This is a genomic window from Amorphoplanes friuliensis DSM 7358 (assembly GCF_000494755.1).
Lineage (GTDB): Bacteria > Actinomycetota > Actinomycetes > Mycobacteriales > Micromonosporaceae > Actinoplanes > Actinoplanes friuliensis.
This window is the reverse complement of record NC_022657.1, coordinates 4961139-4979984: the sequence shown is the minus strand read 5'-3', so window position 1 is coordinate 4979984 and position 18846 is coordinate 4961139. Positions and strand designations below refer to the sequence as shown.

8 protein-coding genes are annotated in these 18846 nt (G+C 72.5%); 4 read left to right on the top strand and 4 right to left on the bottom strand.

Annotation, left to right across the window (positions count from 1 at the left end):
- Position 1: 1 nt before the first annotated feature.
- Together AFR_RS23150 and AFR_RS23145 are read right to left on the bottom strand one after the other, a co-directional pair.
- Positions 2–298, bottom strand: coding sequence for an STAS domain-containing protein (locus AFR_RS23150; protein WP_238547123.1), 297 nt, complete (start codon positions 296–298; stop codon positions 2–4).
- Positions 299–334: 36 nt separating this feature from the next.
- The gene (locus AFR_RS23145) at positions 335–943 is read right to left on the bottom strand and encodes a DedA family protein (protein WP_158510561.1); all 609 of its coding nucleotides are present in this window, start codon (positions 941–943) and stop codon (positions 335–337) included.
- 158 nt (positions 944–1101) lie between these two features.
- Between AFR_RS23145 and AFR_RS23140 the strand changes: the two genes are divergently transcribed.
- The 4 genes from AFR_RS23140 (at position 1102) to AFR_RS23125 (ending at position 5917) form a co-directional block, all read left to right on the top strand.
- Complete coding sequence (locus tag AFR_RS23140; RefSeq protein ID WP_084298420.1) at positions 1102–2136, top strand: phosphotransferase; 1035 nt, start codon at positions 1102–1104, stop codon at positions 2134–2136.
- A 26-nt stretch (positions 2137–2162) separates the two neighbouring features.
- On the top strand, positions 2163–2849 hold the full coding sequence (locus AFR_RS23135) for a TetR/AcrR family transcriptional regulator (RefSeq protein WP_023363377.1): 687 nt from the start codon (positions 2163–2165) through the stop codon (positions 2847–2849).
- On the top strand, positions 2836–4314 hold the full coding sequence (locus AFR_RS23130) for an FAD-dependent monooxygenase (protein WP_023363376.1): 1479 nt from the start codon (positions 2836–2838) through the stop codon (positions 4312–4314). Before AFR_RS23135 ends, AFR_RS23130 begins: the two co-directional genes overlap by 14 nt.
- A gap of 157 nt (positions 4315–4471) precedes the next feature.
- The gene (locus AFR_RS23125) at positions 4472–5917 is read left to right on the top strand and encodes a cellulase family glycosylhydrolase (RefSeq protein WP_023363375.1); all 1446 of its coding nucleotides are present in this window, start codon (positions 4472–4474) and stop codon (positions 5915–5917) included.
- A gap of 114 nt (positions 5918–6031) precedes the next feature.
- Here the strand turns inward: AFR_RS23125 and AFR_RS23120 are convergent, their stop codons facing one another.
- Positions 6032–6577, bottom strand: coding sequence for a GNAT family N-acetyltransferase (locus tag AFR_RS23120; protein WP_023363374.1), 546 nt, complete (start codon positions 6575–6577; stop codon positions 6032–6034).
- 44 nt (positions 6578–6621) lie between these two features.
- The gene (locus AFR_RS46180) at positions 6622–18774 is read right to left on the bottom strand and encodes a fibronectin type III domain-containing protein (protein ID WP_023363373.1); all 12153 of its coding nucleotides are present in this window, start codon (positions 18772–18774) and stop codon (positions 6622–6624) included.
- Positions 18775–18846: the final 72 nt, after the last annotated feature.

The window sequence follows — 18846 nt, the reverse complement described above, 5'->3', positions numbered from 1 at the left end:
ATCAGCTGTCGTCGGCCTTGCGCACCAGCACACTGTCGAGACCCGCGATCTGCAGCACCATGTTGACGACCGGGCCGGGCTCGCTGACCGTGAGCTCGATGCCCTTGGCCGCGGCGGCCCGGCGGGCGGCCACGATCATGCCGAGCCCGGTCGAGTCGAGGAACGTGACCGAGCGCATGTCGACGTCGATGTGGCCGCCGTCGAGGCTGGCCACCGCCTGCCGCAGCACTTCCCGCATCGCATCGACGGTCTCCACGCCGATGTCGCCCTCGGGAACGACGGTGATGGTGGAACCCACCCGCTCGATGGTGCAGTCGAAGGACACGTGCGTGACTCACTTCCAGGCGGCAGCTGCGGACCGTTCCGGGAGATCGTATCGGTCGCTTTTGGCGCCGGGTGCGCCCCTCCGCCGCTTCTCGACGAGCGCGCACACGCCGGCCAGGCTCATGCCGAACGCCAGCCCGGCGATCGTGCCCAGCAGCGGCGACCCGGCGAACGCCGCACCACCGAGCCGGCCCAGACCGATGGTGTAGATCGCCCAGGCCGTGCCGGCCAGTGCGGTGAACAGCCGGAAGCGGCCCATCGGCAGAGCCATCGATCCTGAGGTCAGGGTGGTGGCCGTGCGCCCGTACGGGAGGAACCGGCCGACCAGGATCGCAGCGCCGTCGTGCCGTCTGAGGGCTCGCTGGGCCTTGTCCTTGGCCGTCGCGAGCTTGCCGGTGGTCATCCGCCCACCGGCCCGGCCCCCGAGACCGTAGGAGATCCGGTCGCCGATCATGCTGCCGGCCACGACCGCCGCCGCGAGCGCCACCACGTTCGGCGAACCGTTCGCCGACAGCGCACCGAGCCCGATGACCACCGTCTCGGACGGCACGACGGGGATGAACCCGTCGACAGCCACCACCACCAGCACGATGAGATAGAGCCACGGGGATGAGGTCAACCCCAGAAGATGGTCCAGCATCGTCTCCCCCTAGATCCGCTGCCCAGAACGGTACGGATCAGGGAGGCGCAGCTCAGGAGTGCTAAGTCCTCAGGAGTTGGTAGGGATAACGTGACCACGCCGCGGGCGTTCCTCCGGCTGGTGATGGGATGGACCGCATGGTCGAGTCGCAGGCGCCGGTGCTGGAGATGTTGTGGGAGCCCCGGGATTCCCGTCAGGTGCTCGAGGAACGGTTCGGGTTTGCCGACGGGTCGGGGGCCGCCCGCTGGGTTGCCGCCACGGTGGACGAGCACTGGGGTGTTCGGGTCGACCGCTGCGAGCGGATCGTGATGAGTGGCGGCAACGCGCTGGCCTGGGTCACCACATCGTCCGGGCGGCTGCTCGTGAAGTGGTCGGTGATTCCCGATCGATTCCCGCGGCTGGCGGAGACGGCACGGCTCACGGGCTGGCTCCACGACCGCGGGCTGCCGGTCTCGGCGCCGGTTCCGGCACGGGACGGTCGCCTCCAGGTCGAGGCCGGTCTTGTCTCGATCGGCGTTCAGCGGGAGATCACCGGTGACCTTCTCGACACCCGCGATCCCGGTCGGGTGCGGACGGCCGGCGCTGCTCTGGCCCGGTTGCAGGACGCGCTGGCGGTCTACCCGGACGCCGATCGGATCCCCGGCGCCGCACTCTCGCCCCTGCCGTTCGAGGACCGCATCACCGGCTGGCTCGCCTCCAGCGCCGATCACCTGCCGGAGGTCCGCAGCACGCTGCGCGAGCGGGTCGCCGGCGCGCCACCGGGGCGGTTCCCGGCGCAGCTTGTCCACTTCGACTTCCGCTCCGCCAACATCCTGTGCAAGGGCGGTGAGATCGTCGCGATTCTCGACTTCGAGGAAGCCCGGCGCGAGCCCCCGCTGTTCGAACTGGCCCGCGCGGCGGTCCTGCTCGGCACCCGCTACCACAACTGGGGGCCGGCGCCGGCCGAGGTGCACGAGGAGTTCGTCGCCGGTTACGAGTCCGAGCGCCCGCTGACTCCGGCCGAGGGGGAGTGGCTGGACATCCTCCTGCTCTGGCAGGCACTGGAGATGGTGCCACCCGGCGCCGACCCGACCGGGTGGGGAGCGTCAGCGCTCGACCTCAGCCGCCGGCCGGACGTTCGATCTCGAGACGGACGTCCGTCCCGGGCCATCGGTGCCAGGTGCTATAAATAGACCGACGGTCGGTTTATGGAGGCGAGATGGCTCGGTCGGTCAATGAGCGTGATCACGCGGCCCGGCGTGACGCGATCATCAGCGCCGCCTATCGGCTGATCGCCACCAAGGGCTATCAGCAGATGACCGTCCAGGACCTGCTGGACGACCTGACCATCTCCAAGGGCGCGTTCTACCACTACTTCGATTCCAAGCCTGCCCTGCTCGACGCGTTCATCGACCGCGTGATCACCGCGTACGAAAGTCAGCTTGTGCCGGTCGCGTCGGACGGTGGGCAACCGCCGCTGGAGCGTCTCCGGGGCAGCCTGGTGGTCATGTGCGGAGCCCGGATCTGTGACCGGGCGTTCCTGGCGGCGCTGCGGGTGCTGCACTCCGACGACAATGCCGTGGTGATGCAGCGGTCCCGGGTGGCGGGGATCCGCCGGTTCGGGCCGTTGCTCGCACCGATCCTCGCCGAGGGGGCCGCCGCCGGTGTGTTCCGGGTCGATCGTCCCGAAGCGGTCGCTGCGGCGCTGGTGACCCTCGTGCAGGACCTGGTCGACGCGGCGGGGCGGCTGCTGCTGGACCGGGCGGACTGGCCGGCGGTCGACGCCGTCGTGAGTGTCTACACCGAGATCGTCGAGCGCACCCTGGGCCTGCCGCCCGGGTCGGTGGAACTGCTCGACCGTCGCCTGCTCGAACAATGGGTCGAGGAGCACCATGGATCCGAGTGACACCACGGACACCGCCGTCATCGTGGCCGGGATGGGTCCGGTCGGCGCGGCGCTGGCCGCACTGCTCAGCAGCCGGGGTGTGCCGACGGTGGTGGTCGAGCCGCAGGATCGGCCTTATCCCAAGCCCCGGGCCGCCGTGCTCGACATCGAGGCGATCCGCGCGCTGTCAGTGATTCCGGGCATGCCACCGCTGGAGACGTGGGCGACGCCGCTGGCCCGCAACGGTGCCGTCGGCCCGGACCATCGGCCACTCTTCCTGATCGAGCACACCGCCCTGGCGTACGGGCTGCCGCAGATCGTGCGCCTCGACCAGCCTGCTCTGGAAGCGGGTCTGCGCGCCGCCGCCACCAAGGCGGAGGTTCTTTCCGGGCGCGGCGTGTCTGCCGTCGAGCAGGACGACGACCGGGTGACCGCGGTGCTCGACGACGGCCGGCGCGTGACCGCCCGGTGGCTGGTGGGCTGCGACGGCACGGGCAGCACGGTACGCACGGCGGCCGGCGTCGGCTTCCCCGGCGAGACGTTCGAGCAGCCGTGGCTCGTCGTCGACGCCGCTGTCCGGCCGGGTGCCGCCGTCACACCCGGGGTCGGTGGCGCGGTCGACGGCGGCGCGAGCATCGCGTTTGTGCTCGATCCGGCACGCCCGCAGGTGGCCATGTCCCAGCGGGATCGCTGGCGCTGGGAGTGGATGCTGCTGCCGGGTGAGGAACCGCACGACGAGATCGTGCGGTCGCTGATCAGCGCCTGGGTGGATCCCGCCGACCTGGACATCGAGCGGACGGCGGTCTACACGTTCTACGCCCGGACGGCCGAGCGGTGGCGGGCCGGGCGGGTGCTGCTGGCCGGTGACGCCGCCCATGCCATGCCGCCGTTCGCGGGCCTCGGTCTGGGCATGGGGATCCGCGACGTGATCGCGCTGGCCTGGCGGCTCGCCGACGTGGTCGACGGTGGCGACCCGCACGTGCTCGACGCCTACGAACGCGAACGCCGGCCCGACGTCGAGCGTTCCACGGCGCTGGCTCTGCGTATCGGCCGGCTGGTGCAGACCCGCAACCGGACGACGATGCGGCTCAGCCGGGGTGCCCTGCGGGCCCTGGCCTCCCTGCCCGGTCTCAGGTCCCGGCTCGGCCGCGAGCCGATGCCCGCCCGCCGGCTGTCAAAAACCGTGGCCGGCCCGCTTCCCGATGCCGGCCGGGTCCTGCCCAATCCCCGGGTCAGCGTCGCCGGAGGCCCACCGGTACGCCTCGACGAGGTCATCCGTTACCGCTGGGTCTACATCGGACACGGCTGTGACCCGCGCACCGTGGCCGGTGACATCCCGAACGACGCGGTGCTGCTCGCCCTGCACCACCCGGACGCGGCGCCGGGCTGCCTGCCGATCGACGACCTCGACGGACTCCTGGCGGGACGCCCGGGCAGCGTGACGGTGGCCCGCCCCGACCGCTTCCTGCACGGAACCCTGAACTGACACAGCCGCTCTCCGGGGCGGCTTCCTTTTGCATTCAGGTCGTCCATGTACGTGGACGCCGTACAGTCCCTTGAACTTCCTGGGCTACCGCTCTAGCATCGACGGGCATCACTCTGGCAAAGAGTTTAACAATCCCCTCGAGTCAGGCGGCACCCCCATGAGAAGACCCAGATTCCGTACGCAGGCAGCCGCGCTGGCCGCCGTCGCCCTGGTCGGCGGCGGGCTGGTGTTCGCCGGCGGGCGGGCCGACGCGGCGACCACGGCGTACGAGGCCGAATCCGCCACGATCACCGCCGGTGTGGTGGAGTCCAACCACGCCGGCTACCTCGGCAGCGGCTTCGTCAACACCGACAACGCCGTCGGCAGTGCCGTGCAGTGGTCCCCGCAGGCGGTGGCCGGCAGCGCCACCCTGCGGTTCCGTTTTGCCAACGGCACGACCGTCAACCGGCCGATGCGCATCACCGTCAACGGCACCGACGTCAGCGGGGCGGTCACGTTTGCCGGCACCGGCGCCTGGACCACCTGGCAGGAGGCCACGGTCACCGCGACCCTGCGCGCCGGCACCAACACCGTGCTCGCCACCGCCACCACGGCGAACGGCGGCCCCAACCTCGACCGGCTGACCGTCGTCGACGGCGCCACCACACCACCGCCGACCGGCGTCACGCCGGTCGCGCAGAACGGCCAGCTGCGGGTCTGCGGTGTCAAACTCTGCAACCGGTACGGCCAGCCGATCCAGCTGCGCGGCATGAGCACCCACGGCCTGCAGTGGTACCCCCAGTGCGTGAACGACGCGTCCCTCGACGCGCTCGCCGGCGACTGGGGCGCCGACCACGTGCGACTGTCCATGTACGTCCAGGAGGGTGGCTACGAGACCAACCCGCGGCTGTTCACCGACCGGATGCACACGCTGATCGAGCAGGTCAGCGCCCGCGGCATGTACGTGATCGTCGACTGGCACCAGCTCACACCCGGTGACCCGAACGCCAACCTGGCGATGGCCAAGACGTTCTTCACCGAGATCGCACAGCGGCACGGCAGCAAGCCGAACATCCTCTACGACGTCGCCAACGAGCCCAACGAGACGCCGTGGTCGCGGATCAAGGCGTACCACGAGGCGATCATCCCGGTGGTCCGCGCGGCCGACCCCGACGCCGTGATCCTGCTGGGCACGCACGGCTGGGCCTCGCTGGGTGTCTCGGACGGCGGCAGCGAGACCGACATCATCAACAACCCGGTCAACGCCACCAACATCATGTACACGTTCCACTTCTACGCCGGCTCGCACGGCACCGAGTACCTGAACACCCTGTCGCGGGCGGCCGACCGGATCCCCGTCTTCGTGACCGAGTTCGGCACCCAGACCGCTTCCGGTGACGGTGCGAACAACTTCACGCGGTCGCAGCAGTACCTCGACCTGATGGCCCAGAAGAAGATCAGCTGGACCAACTGGAACTACTCCGACGACAGCCGCTCCGGCGCGGTCTTCACCCCGGGCACGTGCCCCAACGGCCCGTACGCCGGTACGTCGCGCCTCAAGCCCGCGGGCGTCTGGGTCCGCGACCACATCCGCACCCCGGCGGACAACTTCCCGTCCTCCTGACAGTCCCGATCCCGGGCGCAGGCCCAACTTCAAGGAAGTTGGGCCTGCACAGGGCCACTCAAGCGCGCCCGGCTCACCTCGTGCTGGGTTCCGGTTCTGCCGGCGAGCGGCGTATCACTCAGCGGAAGCACCGGCCGTGGTCGGTGGTTGCTCGGGGCGAGGGAAGGCGTACAGAGCGAATGGCTCCCCCCGGAGGGAGAAGTTCCGGCGGTAGTGAAAGCCGAGCCTTTCCATGACAGCCCGCGAACGTTTGTTCCGCGTCTCGGTGAAGGACACGACTTCATCCGCATCGAGTTCGTCGAAGGCCATCCTCAAGCCGGCGCGCCCGATCTCAGCGGCGTAACCGTGCCCCCAGAACCGCTGGTGCAAGGCCCACCCGAGTTCCAGGTGTTCGTCGCCGTCGAGGTGTTTCCGGGACAGACCACCTCGTCCGACCACCTCGTCCGTCACCCGGTCGTATGCCATCCACTTGTGGACTCCGTCGACTCTCCAGCACCGGGCTGTCCGGGCCACCTCCAGGTCGATCTGCTCGCGCGTCCACTCCCCGTACCACTCGGCCACGGCAGGATCTCGATACAGAGCGAACAGGTCATCAGCGTGGCGGACGTCCATCGATTCGAGGCGCAACCGCTCGGTGAACCGAACATCTGAGTGCGACATCGCACCATCGAACCGCAGAGCGTCACGCTCCTCCTGCTCGGAGGTCAGCGGCGGTCGCGGCGGACGAGGACCAGGCCGGTGCCGACGCAGATCATCAGGAGGCCGAGGGCGGCCACGAGGGCGATGTTCTGGCCGGTCTTCGGCATGGAAGTGCCCGGCTCCGGGTCGACTGATGGGGCCGTGGGTGCGGACGTCGCGGCCTTTACGGTCACGCTCAGCGTGCGGACCAGCACGTTCCCGTCGGGGTCGACGCCGGTGGCCAGCAGTGTGTGCTGTCCGGCAGCCAGGCCGGCCGGGAGGCGGACGAGCTTCCGGAACGAGCCGTCGGCATCGGTCACGACCGTGTCGAGCAGCTGCGGCTTGGAGTAGACCGCGATCTGGACCGTCGAGTGCGGCGCGAAGCCGTCGCCGACGAGCACGATCTCCTGCCCGGGTACGGCCGTGGTGATATCGCCGTCGGCCGTGGTCAGCGACGGCGCGGACGACGGCGGTGCGGTGGGCAGGGACGGTGCGACCGGCGTCGCGGTGGCTGATGCGGTGGAGGTTGTCGAGCCGCCGGTGCTGAGGGCGACCACCCGCACGGTGTACTCGACTCCGGCCCGGCCGCCGAGCACACAGGACGTCTCGCTGGGTCCGGTGGTGCACGTGGCCGGCCCGGGGGAGGCCACGGCCCGGTACCCGGTGACGGGCACCGGGCTGTTGTCCGGCGGCGCCCACGTCACGAGGATCGACGACGTACGCCCGGTGGCGGTCACAGCCTGGGGTGCACCCGGTGCCGTGGCGACCGTGGACGTGACGGCGTCGCTGGCCCGTCCGGGGCCGGCCTCGTTGACCGCCCGCACGCGGAAGCGGTACGTGCTGGTGTTGTCGAGGCCGGTCACCGTGGCGGTCAGCGGTGAGGTGCCCTCGACGGCGAGGTCGGTCCAGGTCGCGCCGTTGTCGGTGGACACCTGATATCCGGTGATCGTCTCGTCGTCGGGCGGGGTGAAGGTGAGGGTGGCGGACGCGTCGCCGCGGGTCACCGCCAGCTGGGTCGGTGCGGCGGGCGGGGTGGACGCGGCGAACTCGCTGTCGGCCGGTCCGGCGCCGACGGCGTTGCGGGCGCGCAGGGCCACCGCGTACACGGTTCCGCTGGTCAGGCCGGTGACGGTGACCGTCAGTGTGCCCGTACCGGTGGGGGTGACGGGGTTGAAGGTTGCGCCGCCGTCGAGGGAGAGCTCGTAGGCGGTGACAGGGCTGCCGCCGTCGGTGGCGGGCGCGGTGAACGTGATGGTGACGCTGGTGGTGGTGAAGACGACCGAGCCCAGCGTCGGTGCGCCGGGCAGCGTCGCCGGGGTGACCGTGACCGCCGGGGTGGCGGGTCCGGCGCCGGCGGGGTTGACCGCGCGGACGGCGATCGCGTAGGTGGTGCCGTTGGTCAGGCCGGTCACGACGCGGTCGGCGGCCAGCGCCGTCCAGGTCACGCCGCCGTCGGCCGACACCTCGTAGCTGACCGGGTCGCCGCCGCCCGCGGTGAAGGCCACCGTGGCCGAGCCGTCCCCGCGGGTGACGGTCAGCCCGGTCGGCGCGCCCGGCAGCGCGACCGCGGGGGTCACCGTCGTGGCCGCGCTGGGTGCGCCGGTGCCGACCTCGTTGACCGCGCGAACCCTGATCAGGTACGCGGTGCCGTTCGTGAGCCCGGTGACGATCCGGTTGCCGGCCAGGGCTGCCCACGTGGTGCCGTTGTCGGTGGACACCTGGTAGCCGGTGATGGCGGCCCCACCGGTCGAGGCGGGCGCGGTGAAGTTCACCGAGGCGGAGGCGTCACCGGGTGAGACAGCCACCGCGGTCGGCGCGCCCGGAGTGGTCGCGGGGGTGACGCTCGCCGTCGCGCTGGGTGCGCCGGCGCCGACCTCGTTGACCGCACGGAGCCTGATCGCGTACGCGGTCCCGTTCGTGAGCCCGGTGACGATCCGGTTGCCGGCCAGGGTGGCCCAGGTGGTGCCGTTGTCGACCGACACCTCGTAGCGCAGGATGGCGGCTCCACCCGTGGACGCCGGAGCCGTGAACGCGACGGATGCCGACGCATCACCGCGGGCCGCGGTCACCGCCGTGGGCGCACCCGGGGTCGTCGCGGGTGTGACGGTGACCGTGGCGATCGCGCCCGCCCCGACGGCGTTGCGGGCGCGGACAGCGATCGTGTACGCCGTGCCGTTGGTCAGGCCCGTGACAATGCCGCCGGCCTGCAGCGTCTGCCACGTCGCCCCGCCGTCGATCGACGTCTCGTAGGAGGTGACCGGTGTGCCACCGGTCGCACCCGGGGTGAAGGTCAGCGTCGCCGATCCCGGTCCGCGGGTGGCGCTCAGCGCGGTCGGCGCCGCGGGTGTGGTCGCCGGTGTCGTGACGTATCCGGGACTTGCCGGGCCGGCGCCGGTCGCGTTCCGGGCGCGGATCCGGACCGTGTACGCGGTCCCGTTGGTCAGCCCGGCGACGATGCCGTTCCCGGCCAGGGTGGTCCAGGTGACACCGTCGTCGATGGACACCTCGTAGCTGGTGACCCCGCCCGTGGGTGGTGTGAATGCGATCGAGACCGACGCGTTGCCCGGGGTGACCGTCACGTCGCCGGGCGCGGACGGCAACCCGGTCACCGGTGTCACGGCCACGGCCGCGCTCGGTGCGCCGGGGCCGACGTCGTTGCGGGCCCGGACGCGGACCTGCACCTCGGCACCGTTGGTCAGGCCGTCGACCATGCCGGTGCGGGTGGCGCCGGTACCGGCCACGGCGAGTGTGGCCCACGAGGCGCCGTCGTCGGTGGAGATCTCGTACCGGGTGATGGGGCTGCCACCGGCGTTCGGCGGGCTGAAGGTGACCGTCGCCGAGGCGTCACCCGGGGCGGCGCTGAGGCCGGTCGGGGAGGCGGGCACGGTCGCGGGTGTGACGGTGACCGCCGCGCTGGCCGGTCCGGTGCCGGCGCCGCTGAGAGCACGGACCCGGATCGTGTACGCCGTGCCGTTCGTGAGCCCGGTGACGATGCCGGTCCCGGCCAGCGCAGCCCAGGTGGTCCCGTTGTCGACCGACACCTCGTAGCCGGTGATCGTGCTGCCTCCGTCGGATGCCGGGGGAGTGAACGTGACCGTCACACGGCCGTCACCGGGGACCGCGGACACACCCGTGGGTGCGCCCGGTCCGGCGGCGGGAGTGACCGGTGGTGCGACAGCGGCTGGTCCGGCGCCGACATCGTTGCGGGCGCGGACCCGGATGGTGTACGCCGTCCCGTTGCTGAGCCCGCCCACGACACCGTCGTCACCGAGGACGGTCCAGGTGTCGCCGCCGTCGACGGAGGTCTCGTACCCGGTGATCGGCGCGCCACCGTCGCCGGCCGGCGGGGTGAACGTCAGGGTGGCACTGCGGTCGCCGCGGACGGCGGTCACCTGGGTCGGCGCACCCGGGGTGGTGGCCGGCGTGACAGTGACGCTCGGACTGGCCGCCGAGGTGCCGCTGTTGTTGACGGCCCGGATGCGGACGGCGTAGGTGACGCCGTTGGTCAGCCCGGTGATGGTGCCGTCGGCGGGCAGGGTCCGCCACGTCTCGCCGTCGTCGGTGGACACCTGGTAGCCGGTGACCGTACCGCCGCCGGGTGTGAAGGTGACGGTCGCCGACGCGTTGCCCCGGGCCACCGACACGCCGCCGGGCGTACCCGGGAGTCCTGCCGTGGGTGTGGCCGTGGCGTTGGCGCTCGCGGGGCCGGCACCGGCGCTGTTGCGGGCGCGGACCCGGACGGCGTACGTGGTGCCGTTGTCCAGCCCGGTCAGCGTTCCGGTCCTGGTGGTGGCCCCGGACACGGTCAGCGGCGACCAGGTGGTGCCGTTGTTGCTCGAAGCCTCGTACCCGGTGATCGGCGACCCGCCGTCCGCTGGTGGGCTGAAGGTTACCGAGATCGACGCGTTGCCCGGGGTGGCGGTCAGACCGGCCGGGGCGTCGGGAACTGTCGCCGGCGTGACGGTCACCGGGTTGCTCGCCGGACCCGCCCCGACACTGTTCCGGGCGCGGACCCGCACGGTGTACGTGTCACCGTTGGTCAGGCCGGTGACCACCCCGCCGGCCAGCGGCGCCCAGGTCACGCCGTCGTCGGTGGACACGTCGTAGCCGGTGATCGCGGAACCGCCTGCGGCCGGCGCGGTGAACGAGAGCGTCGCTGTTCCGTCGCCGGGTACGGCAGTCAGGTCCGTGGGCGCGCCGGGCACGGCTGCGGGAGTGACGGTGACCGCGGCGCTGGCCGGCCCGGCACCGGCGCTGTTCCGGGCCCGGATCCGCACGGTGTAGGTGGTTCCGTTGGTCAGGTCGGGGACCGTGCCGTTGGCGGCGAGGCTGCGCCAGGTGGCGCCGTTGTCGGTGGAGACCTCGTAGCCGGTGATGGTGGCACCGCCGTCGGCCGGTGGTGTGAACGCGATCGTGGCGGAGGCGTTCCCCGGTGTCGCGGTGACGTCGGTGGGTGCGCCGGGCAACGCCCGTGGCGTGACGGTCACGGCCGCACCGGCCGGACCGGCACCCACGTCGTTGACCGCGCGTACGCGGACGGAATAGGTCGTTCCGTTGGTGAGCCCCGGGATCCGGCGGTCGTTCGCCAGGGCGGCCCAGGTGACGCCGTTGTCGGTGGAGACCTCGTAGCCGGTGATCGCGGCGCCGCCGTCGTCCGCGGGAGCGGTGAAAGCGACCGTTGCCGTGGTGTCGCCCGCCGTGACCCGCAGGCCGGTGGGCGGGCCCGGGACGGCGGCCGGGGTGACCGGGACGCCGTCGCCGGCCGGTCCGGCGCCGGTCGTGTTGACCGCACGGACGCGGACGACGTAGGTGGTGCCGTTGGTGAGCGCGGGGATGACACCGGACGGGGCCAGCGGCGCCCAGTTCCAGCCGTCGTCGGTCGACACCTCGTAGCCGGTGATCGCCGAGGAACCCGGATCGGCCGGTGGTGTGAAGGTCGCCGTGGCCGACCGGTCGCCCCTGGTGACGCTGAGCCCGGTCGGTGCGCCGGGCAGCCCGCCGACCGGTGTGATGGTGACGGCGTCGGTGGCGGCGCCGGGCCCGGCGGCGGTGACGGCCCGGACGCGTACCTGGTAGGTCACGCCGTTGGTCAGCCCGGTGACGATCCGGTCACCCGCGACGGCCGCCCAGGTGGTGCCGTCGTCGACGGAGACCTCGTACCCCGTGACGGGGTTGCCGCCGTCGGAGGCGGGCGGGCTGAACATGAGCTGGAGGCTGCTGTCACCGGCGGTCACGGCGAACGAGGCCGGTGCGTCCGCCGCGGTCGCCGGTGTCACCGTGACGCTGTCACTCGGCGCTCCGGGGCCGGCAGCGGTGAGCGCGCGGACGCGTACGGGATAGGGGGTTCCGTTGGTCAGGCCCGTGACGGTGCCGGTCAGCGTGGTCGTCCCGGACACGGTCAGCGGGGACCAGGTGGTGCCGTTGTCGGTGGACACCTCGTAACCGGTGACCGGGTCGCCGCCGGTGTCGGCGGGCGCGGTGAAGGTGAGGGTCGCGACGGAGTCACCGGCATCGGCCGTCAGCCCGGTCGGGGCAGCCGAGGTGGTCACGGGGATCACCATCACCTCGGCGCCGGCCGGTCCGGCGCCGGTGCTGTTGCGGGCGCGGACGGCGATGAAATAGGCGGTGCCGTTGGTGAGGCCGGTGACGACCCTGTTCCCGGCCAGCGGCGTCCACGTCACACCGCCGTCGATCGTGACGTCGTAGCCGGTGATCGCGCTGCTGCCCGGATCGGCCGGTGCAGTGAAGGACAGGGTGGCGGTCGTGTTCCCGGCGGTGGCGCTGAGCCCCGTGACCACGCCCGGACGGCCCTGCGACGGGGTGGCGGTCACGGGATCGCCGGCAGGTCCGGCGCCGACGTCGTTCACGGCGCGAACCCTGATGGTGTAGGCGTTTCCGTTGGTCAGGCCGGTGATCGTACGGTCGCCGGGCAGGGCCGCCCAGGTGCCACCGTCGTCAGTGGACACGTCGTATCCGATGATCACTGCGCCGCCGTCGTCCACCGGTGCGCGGAACGCCAGGGTGACGGTGGTGTCGCCGGGGTTGGCGGTCAGCGCGGTGGGGGCCTGCGGTGTGGTCGCCGGTGTGGCCGTGACGCTGTCACTCGCGGGGCCGGGACCGACGGCGTTGCGCGCACGGACCCAGAAGTCGTAGGCGGTGCCGTTGGTGAGGCCGGTGACGATGCCGTCGCCCGCCAGCGCCGTCCAGGTCACACCGGCGTCGGTGGAGACGTCGTACCCGGTGATCGCGCTGCTGCCCGGGTCGGCCGGTGCGGTCCAGGTGAGCGTGACGCTGCTGTCGCCGCGTACGGCGGTCAGGCCGGTGGGTGCGCCCGGCACGCCGGCGATCGGCGTGACCGTCGCCGAAGCGCTCGGCGGGCCGGTCCCGGCGCTGTTGAGGGCCCGGATCCGGACGGTGTACGTCGTCGCGTTGGTCAGCCCGGTGACGATGTGGTCGCCGGCGAGGGCCGCCCAGGTGGTGCCGTCGTCGACGGACACCTCGTAGCCGGTGATCTGGTCACCGCCGTCATCAGGCGCCCGGAACATCAGCGTCGCGGTGCCGTCGCCGGCGGTCGCGGACAGGCCGGTCGGCATGCCCGGCGCGGTGGCGGGAGTGACGAGGGCCGGGGCACTCGCGGCGCCGGGACCCGAGCTGTTCACCGCGCGAACCCGGATCGTGTAGGTGACACCGTTGGTCAGCCCGGTAACGACACGGTCGCCGGCCAGGGAAGCCCAGGTGACGCCGTTGTCGGTGGACACCTGGTAGCCGGTGACCGGGTCGCCGCCCGTGTCGTCCGGCGCGGTGAAGCTCAGGGCCGCGCTGCCGTTGCCGCGGACGGCGACCAGGGCGGTGGGCGCGCCGGACGAGGTGGCCGGGGTGACCGTCACCGGGGCGCTCGGTGTGCCGGGTCCGACGCCGTTGACAGCCCGGACCCGGATGGCATAGGTGGTGCCGTTGGTCAGTCCGGTGACCGTCCGGTCGCCGGCCAGGGTGACCCAGGTCGCGCCGTTGTCGGTGGACACCTGATAGCCGGTGATCGGGTCGCCGCCGTCGTTCACCGGCGCGGTGAACGTCAGGGTCGCGCTGCGGTTGCCGCGTGAGGCCCGGACTTCGGCAGGCGCACCGGGTGCGGCGGCCGGGGTGACCGTGGCGCCACCGCTGGCCGGGCCGGCGCCGGCGTCGTTGACGGCCCGGACCTGCACCGTGTACGTCGTGCCGTTGGCCAGTCCGGTGACCCGGCGATCGGGGGCCAGTGCCGCCCAGCTCGCGCCGTTGTCGGTGGACACCTCGTACCCGCTGATCGCGCTGCTGCCCGGGTCGGCGGGCGCGGTGAACGTCAGCGTCGTGCTGCGGTCACCGCGGGCCGCGACCAGCGCGGTCGGTGCGCCCGGCAGGCCGTCGACCGGTGTGACCGAGGTGGCGGCGCCGGCCGGGCCGGGCCCGGCGGCATTGAGTGCGCGGACCCGGATCGTGTACGTCGTGTTGTTGCTCAGCCCGGTGACCGTGCCGTCCGCGGCCAGGGTGTCCCAGCTGACCCCGTCGTCCGTGGAGACCTCGTACCCGGTGATCGGCGAGCCGCCGTCCGAGGCGGGCGGTGTGAACGTGACGACCGCGCGGTTGTCGCCGGGCGTGGCCGTCACCCCGGTCGGGGCACCGGGTGTGGTCGCCGGTGTGGCCGTGCTGCCCGCGGTGGCCGGGCCGGGGCCGACGCTGTTCACCGCGCGGACCCGGAAAGTGTAGGAGGCGCCGTTGGTCAGGCCGGTCACGGTGCGGTTCGCGGCGAGCGGCGCCCACGTCGTGCCGTCGTCGGTGGACACCTCGTATCCAGTGATCGGGTCACCGCCGGTGTCGCCCGGCGCGGTGAAGGCCAGCACGGCCCGGGTGTCACCGATCGTCACGGTCAGACCGGTCGGTGCCCCGGGAAGCGTGGCCGGCGTGACGGTGACGGCCGCGCCCGCCGGTCCGGCACCGGAAGCGTTCACCGCCCGGACCCGGATCGTGTACGCCGTGCCGTTGGTCAGTCCGGTGACCCGGCGATCGGAGGCCAGCGCCGCCCAGCTCGTGCCGTCGTCGGTGGAGACCTCGTACCCGCTGATCGGGCTGGTACCGGTCATCACCGGTGGTGTGAAGGTCAGCAACGCGCTGCGGTCACCGCGCTCGGCGGCGAGACCGGTCGGCGGATCGGGTGTCGCGGGGATCGGGGTGACCGTGGTGCTCGCGCTCGCGGTGCCCGCGCCGACGGCGTTGACCGCGCGGACCCGGACGGCGTACGCGACGCCGTTGGTCAGCCCGGTCACGAGTCCGCTGTCGGGCAGGGCGGCCCAGGTCGTGCCGTTGTCGGTGGACACCTCGTACCCGGTGATCGGCCGCCCGCCGGTGGCCGCCGGGGGAGTGAACGTCACCGTGATCTGCGTGTTGCCCGCGGCGGCGGCGACAGCGGTCGGTGCTCCGGGGACGGTCGCGGGGATCACCGCGGTGGCGGCGCTGGGTGTGCCCGCCCCGGCGAGGTTGCGGGCGCGGACGCGGATCGCGTACGTGGTGCCGTTGGCCAGCCCGGTGACCGTGCCGGTGTTGTCGGTGCCCGAGGTCGCGACGGTGAGCGTGGTCCAGGTCGCGCCGTCGTCGGTGGACACCTGATAGCCGAGGATCGGGTACCCGCCGTCGCCCGGTGTCGTGAACGTCAGGACGGCCTGGCCGTTGCCCGGCACCGCGGAGAGCCCGGCCGGTGCGTACGGCGTACCCCGAGGAGTGGCGGTGGTGCTGTCGCTGGTGGCGCTCGCCCCGGCGGCGTTGGTGGCGCGGACCCGGACGGTGTACGTGACGCCGTTCGTCAGCCCGGTCAGCGTTGCGGTGCGGTTGCCGAGCAGCCCGGCAGCCGTGGTGATCGGCGCCCAGGTCGTGCCGTTGTCGGTCGAGGCCTCGTACCCGGTGATCACCGCGCCGCCGTTGGTCGCGGGCGGCGCGAAGCTGACCGAGATCGTGGTGTCGCCGGCGGTCGCGAACAGTGCCGTGGGCGCCGCGGGCACCAGCGCCGGCAACACCACGGCGGTGCCCGCGCTCGCCGCGCCCGTCCCGCCGAGGCTCACCGCGCGGACGCGGATCGCGTACGTGGTGCCGTTGGTCAGCCCGCCGACCGCGCCGGTGTTGGTGGTCCCGGACGTGGTGACCGCCAGGTTCGACCAGGTCGTGCCGTCGTCGGTGGACACCTGGTACCCGAGGATCGGGTTGCCGCCGTCGCGCGGGGTGGTGAAGGTGACGGTCGCCTGGGTGTTGCCGGCCACCGCGGACAGCCCGGTGGGTGCGTACGGTGCGCCCTTCGGGGTCGCGTTGACACTCGTGCCGGCGGGGCCGGGGCCGACCGCGTTCACGGCACGGACCCGGACCGCGTACGTCGTGCCGTTGGTCAGCCCGGTGAGCGTCGCGGTGCGCGTGCCCAGCAGTCCCGCGGCGGTCGTGATCGGCGCCCACGTGGTGCCGTTGTCGGTCGAGGCTTCGTAGCCGGTGATCGCCGACCCGCCGTCGGTGGCCGGTGGTGCGAAGCTGAGCGCGATCGTCGTGTCACCGGCCAGCGCGACCAGTCCGGTCGGCGCCCCCGGCACCAGCGCCTGCAGAACGACAGGCACTCCGGGGCTGGCCGCTCCGGTGCCGAGAAGGCTCGCCGCCCGGACCTTGACGGTGTAGGCGACACCGTTGGTGAGCCCGGTGACGGTGGCGGTGTTGGTGGTGCCCGAGGTGGTCACCGCCAGCCCCGACCAGGTGGCGCCGTTGTCGGTCGACACCTGGTAGCCCAGGATCGCCGAGCCGCCGTCACCCGGGGTCGTGAAGGTCACGCCGATCTGCCGGTCACCGGCCACCGCGGTGAGCCCGGTGGGTGCGTAGGGCGCGCCCCGGGGCGTGGCGGCCGCGCTGCCGCCGGCCGGGCTCGGTCCGACTGCATTGACGGCCCGGACGCGTACGGCGTAAGCGGTGCCGTTGGTCAGCCCGGTGAGCGTCGCGGTCCGCACACCCAGCAGCCCCGCGGCGGTGGTGATCGGCACCCACGTCGTGCCGTTGTCGGTCGACGCCTCGTACCCGGTGAGGGCGCTGCCCCCGGTGCTCGCCGGCGGCGCGAAGCTGAGCCCGATCGTCGTGTCCCCGGCGGTCGCGACGAGCCCGGTGGGTGCGTCCGGCACCAGCGCGGCCAGGGAAACCGTCGTGGCCGCGCTCGGCACGCCCGCGCCCGCCAGGTTCAGGGCCCTGACGCGTACGGGATAGACCGTGCCGTTGCTCAGATTGGTGAGGGTCGCGGTGTTGGTCGTGCCGGAGGTGCTCACCACCAGGCCCGACCAGGTGGCGCCGTCGTCGGTGGACACCTGGTAGCCGAGGATCGTGTTGCCGCCGTCGGGCGGGGTGGTGAAGGTGAGCGTCGCCTGGGCGTTGCCGGTGGTCGCCGTCAGCGCGGTCGGGGCGTAGGGCGCACCCCGCGGCGTGGCGCTGACCCCGGCGGTGGCCGGACCCGCGCCGACGACGTTGGCCGCCCGCACCTGGAACGTGTACGAGATGCCGTTGGTCAAGCCGGTGACCGAGCCGTTGCGGACACCCAGCAAACCCGCGGTGGTGGCGATCGGCGTCCAGCTGCTCCCTGTGTCGGTCGACACCTCGTAGCCGGTGATCGCGCTGCCGCCGTTGCTCAACGGCGGGCTGAAGGACAGCGCCGCCGCGGCGTCACCGGCGAGGACCACCAGCCCGTACGGCGCGTCGGGCGCGGTTGCCGGCGTGACGGTGGTCGCCGCGCTGGCCGCGCCGTTGCCGATGGCGTTGAGCGCGCGAACCCGTACGGTGTAAGCGGTTCCGTTGGTCAGACCGGTCACCGTGCCGGTCCTGGTGGTGCTCCCGGTGACGGTCAGCGCTGCCCAGCTGGTCCCGTTGTTGGTGGACACCTCGTAGCCGGTGATGGCGCTGCCACCGTTGCCCGCCGGCGGCGAGAACGTCAGGACCGCCCGTGACGGACCCGGTACGGCCGACAGCCCGGTAGGCGCGTCGGGTGCGGTCGGCGCCGCGATCCGGAGCAGATAGTTGTAGGTGCTGTCACCGACCACCAGGGAACTCGGTGCGGTCGCGGTCAGGGCGGTGACCGTGCCCAACGGCGAACTGGTGGCGGTGCCCGGGTTCGGCGTACCCGTGCCGCCGCTCCCGGCGACCAGCGACGGCGCGCCGTTACCGCTCAGGGTGAACGACAGGATCTGACGACTGGAACTCTCGGCGACGTAGAGAGTCGAAGCGCTGTCGAAGGTCATCGCGGCCGGAGTCGGTACGGGTGAACTGGTGCTCCCCGGCACCGGGCTCCCCGTCGTCCCGTTGCCGGCGAAGGCGCTGAGGATCTGCCCCGTGGTGACCAGGTAGATCCGGTTGTTGCCGGTGTCGCCGATGTAGAGGTTGCCGGAGGTGTCGACGGCCAGGCTGCTGGGCTTGTTGAGGTTGGCCAGCGTGGAGATGCCCGGCAGCGTCAGACCCGCGTTCCCGGTGCCCGCATACCGCGTCAGCGCCCCCGCCGCGGTGATCTTCAGGACGGAGGCGCGGCCGACGTACCCGACGAACACGGTGCCGGTGCTGTCCACGGCCAGGCTGTCCGGAACGACCGAGGACAACGTCGCCGATCCGTTGGTCGTCGCCCCCACGGTCCCGTTGCCGGCAAAAACGGACAACGTCCCGCCGGGAGTGACCTTGTAGATCCGCGCCGAGCCGCTGTCGCCGACGAACAGATTCCCGGAGCCGTCCACCGCGAGCGAGGTGACGTTCGTGGACAGGGCCGACTGGAGTGCGTCACCGGCGCTGCCGGTCCCACAGGTGCCACTGCCGGCGACCGGGGACAGCACACCCGCCGGCGAGATCTTCACGACCCGGCAGGCGGAGCGCACGTAGACGTAGACGTTGCCCGCGGCGTCCGAGGTCATCGCGTCCGGACGCCCGATCGGGCTGGCGGACACCGGACCGGCCACCGGGGCCGCGGCAGCACCCGTCCCGCCGTAGATCGACAGCACGAACCCGCCGGCCGCAGCCGCGGGTGACGCCAGACCGATCACCGAGGAGAGGACGGCCAGCGCGACGACCGCAGCCATCGCCACCGAACGCCGCGGACCGGAAACCCGCCGAACCGCCATCGCCCACTCCTGCACCCGCCGCGGCAGCGCGGTCGCCACCGAGGATCAGCGTATGCAGCACAAAAGGCGTAAAAGGGAGAATCACTCGTATCCTGATAGCGGTGGTGCGGG

Coding starts and splice junctions, on each gene's coding strand:
- AFR_RS23140 (WP_084298420.1), top strand. CDS start 1,102: ATGGTCGAGTCGCAGGCGCCGGTGCTGGAGATGTTGTGGGAGCCCCGG.
- AFR_RS23135 (WP_023363377.1), top strand. CDS start 2,163: ATGGCTCGGTCGGTCAATGAGCGTGATCACGCGGCCCGGCGTGACGCG.
- AFR_RS23130 (WP_023363376.1), top strand. CDS start 2,836: ATGGATCCGAGTGACACCACGGACACCGCCGTCATCGTGGCCGGGATG.
- AFR_RS23125 (WP_023363375.1), top strand. CDS start 4,472: ATGAGAAGACCCAGATTCCGTACGCAGGCAGCCGCGCTGGCCGCCGTC.
- AFR_RS23120 (WP_023363374.1), bottom strand. CDS start 6,577: ATGTCGCACTCAGATGTTCGGTTCACCGAGCGGTTGCGCCTCGAATCG.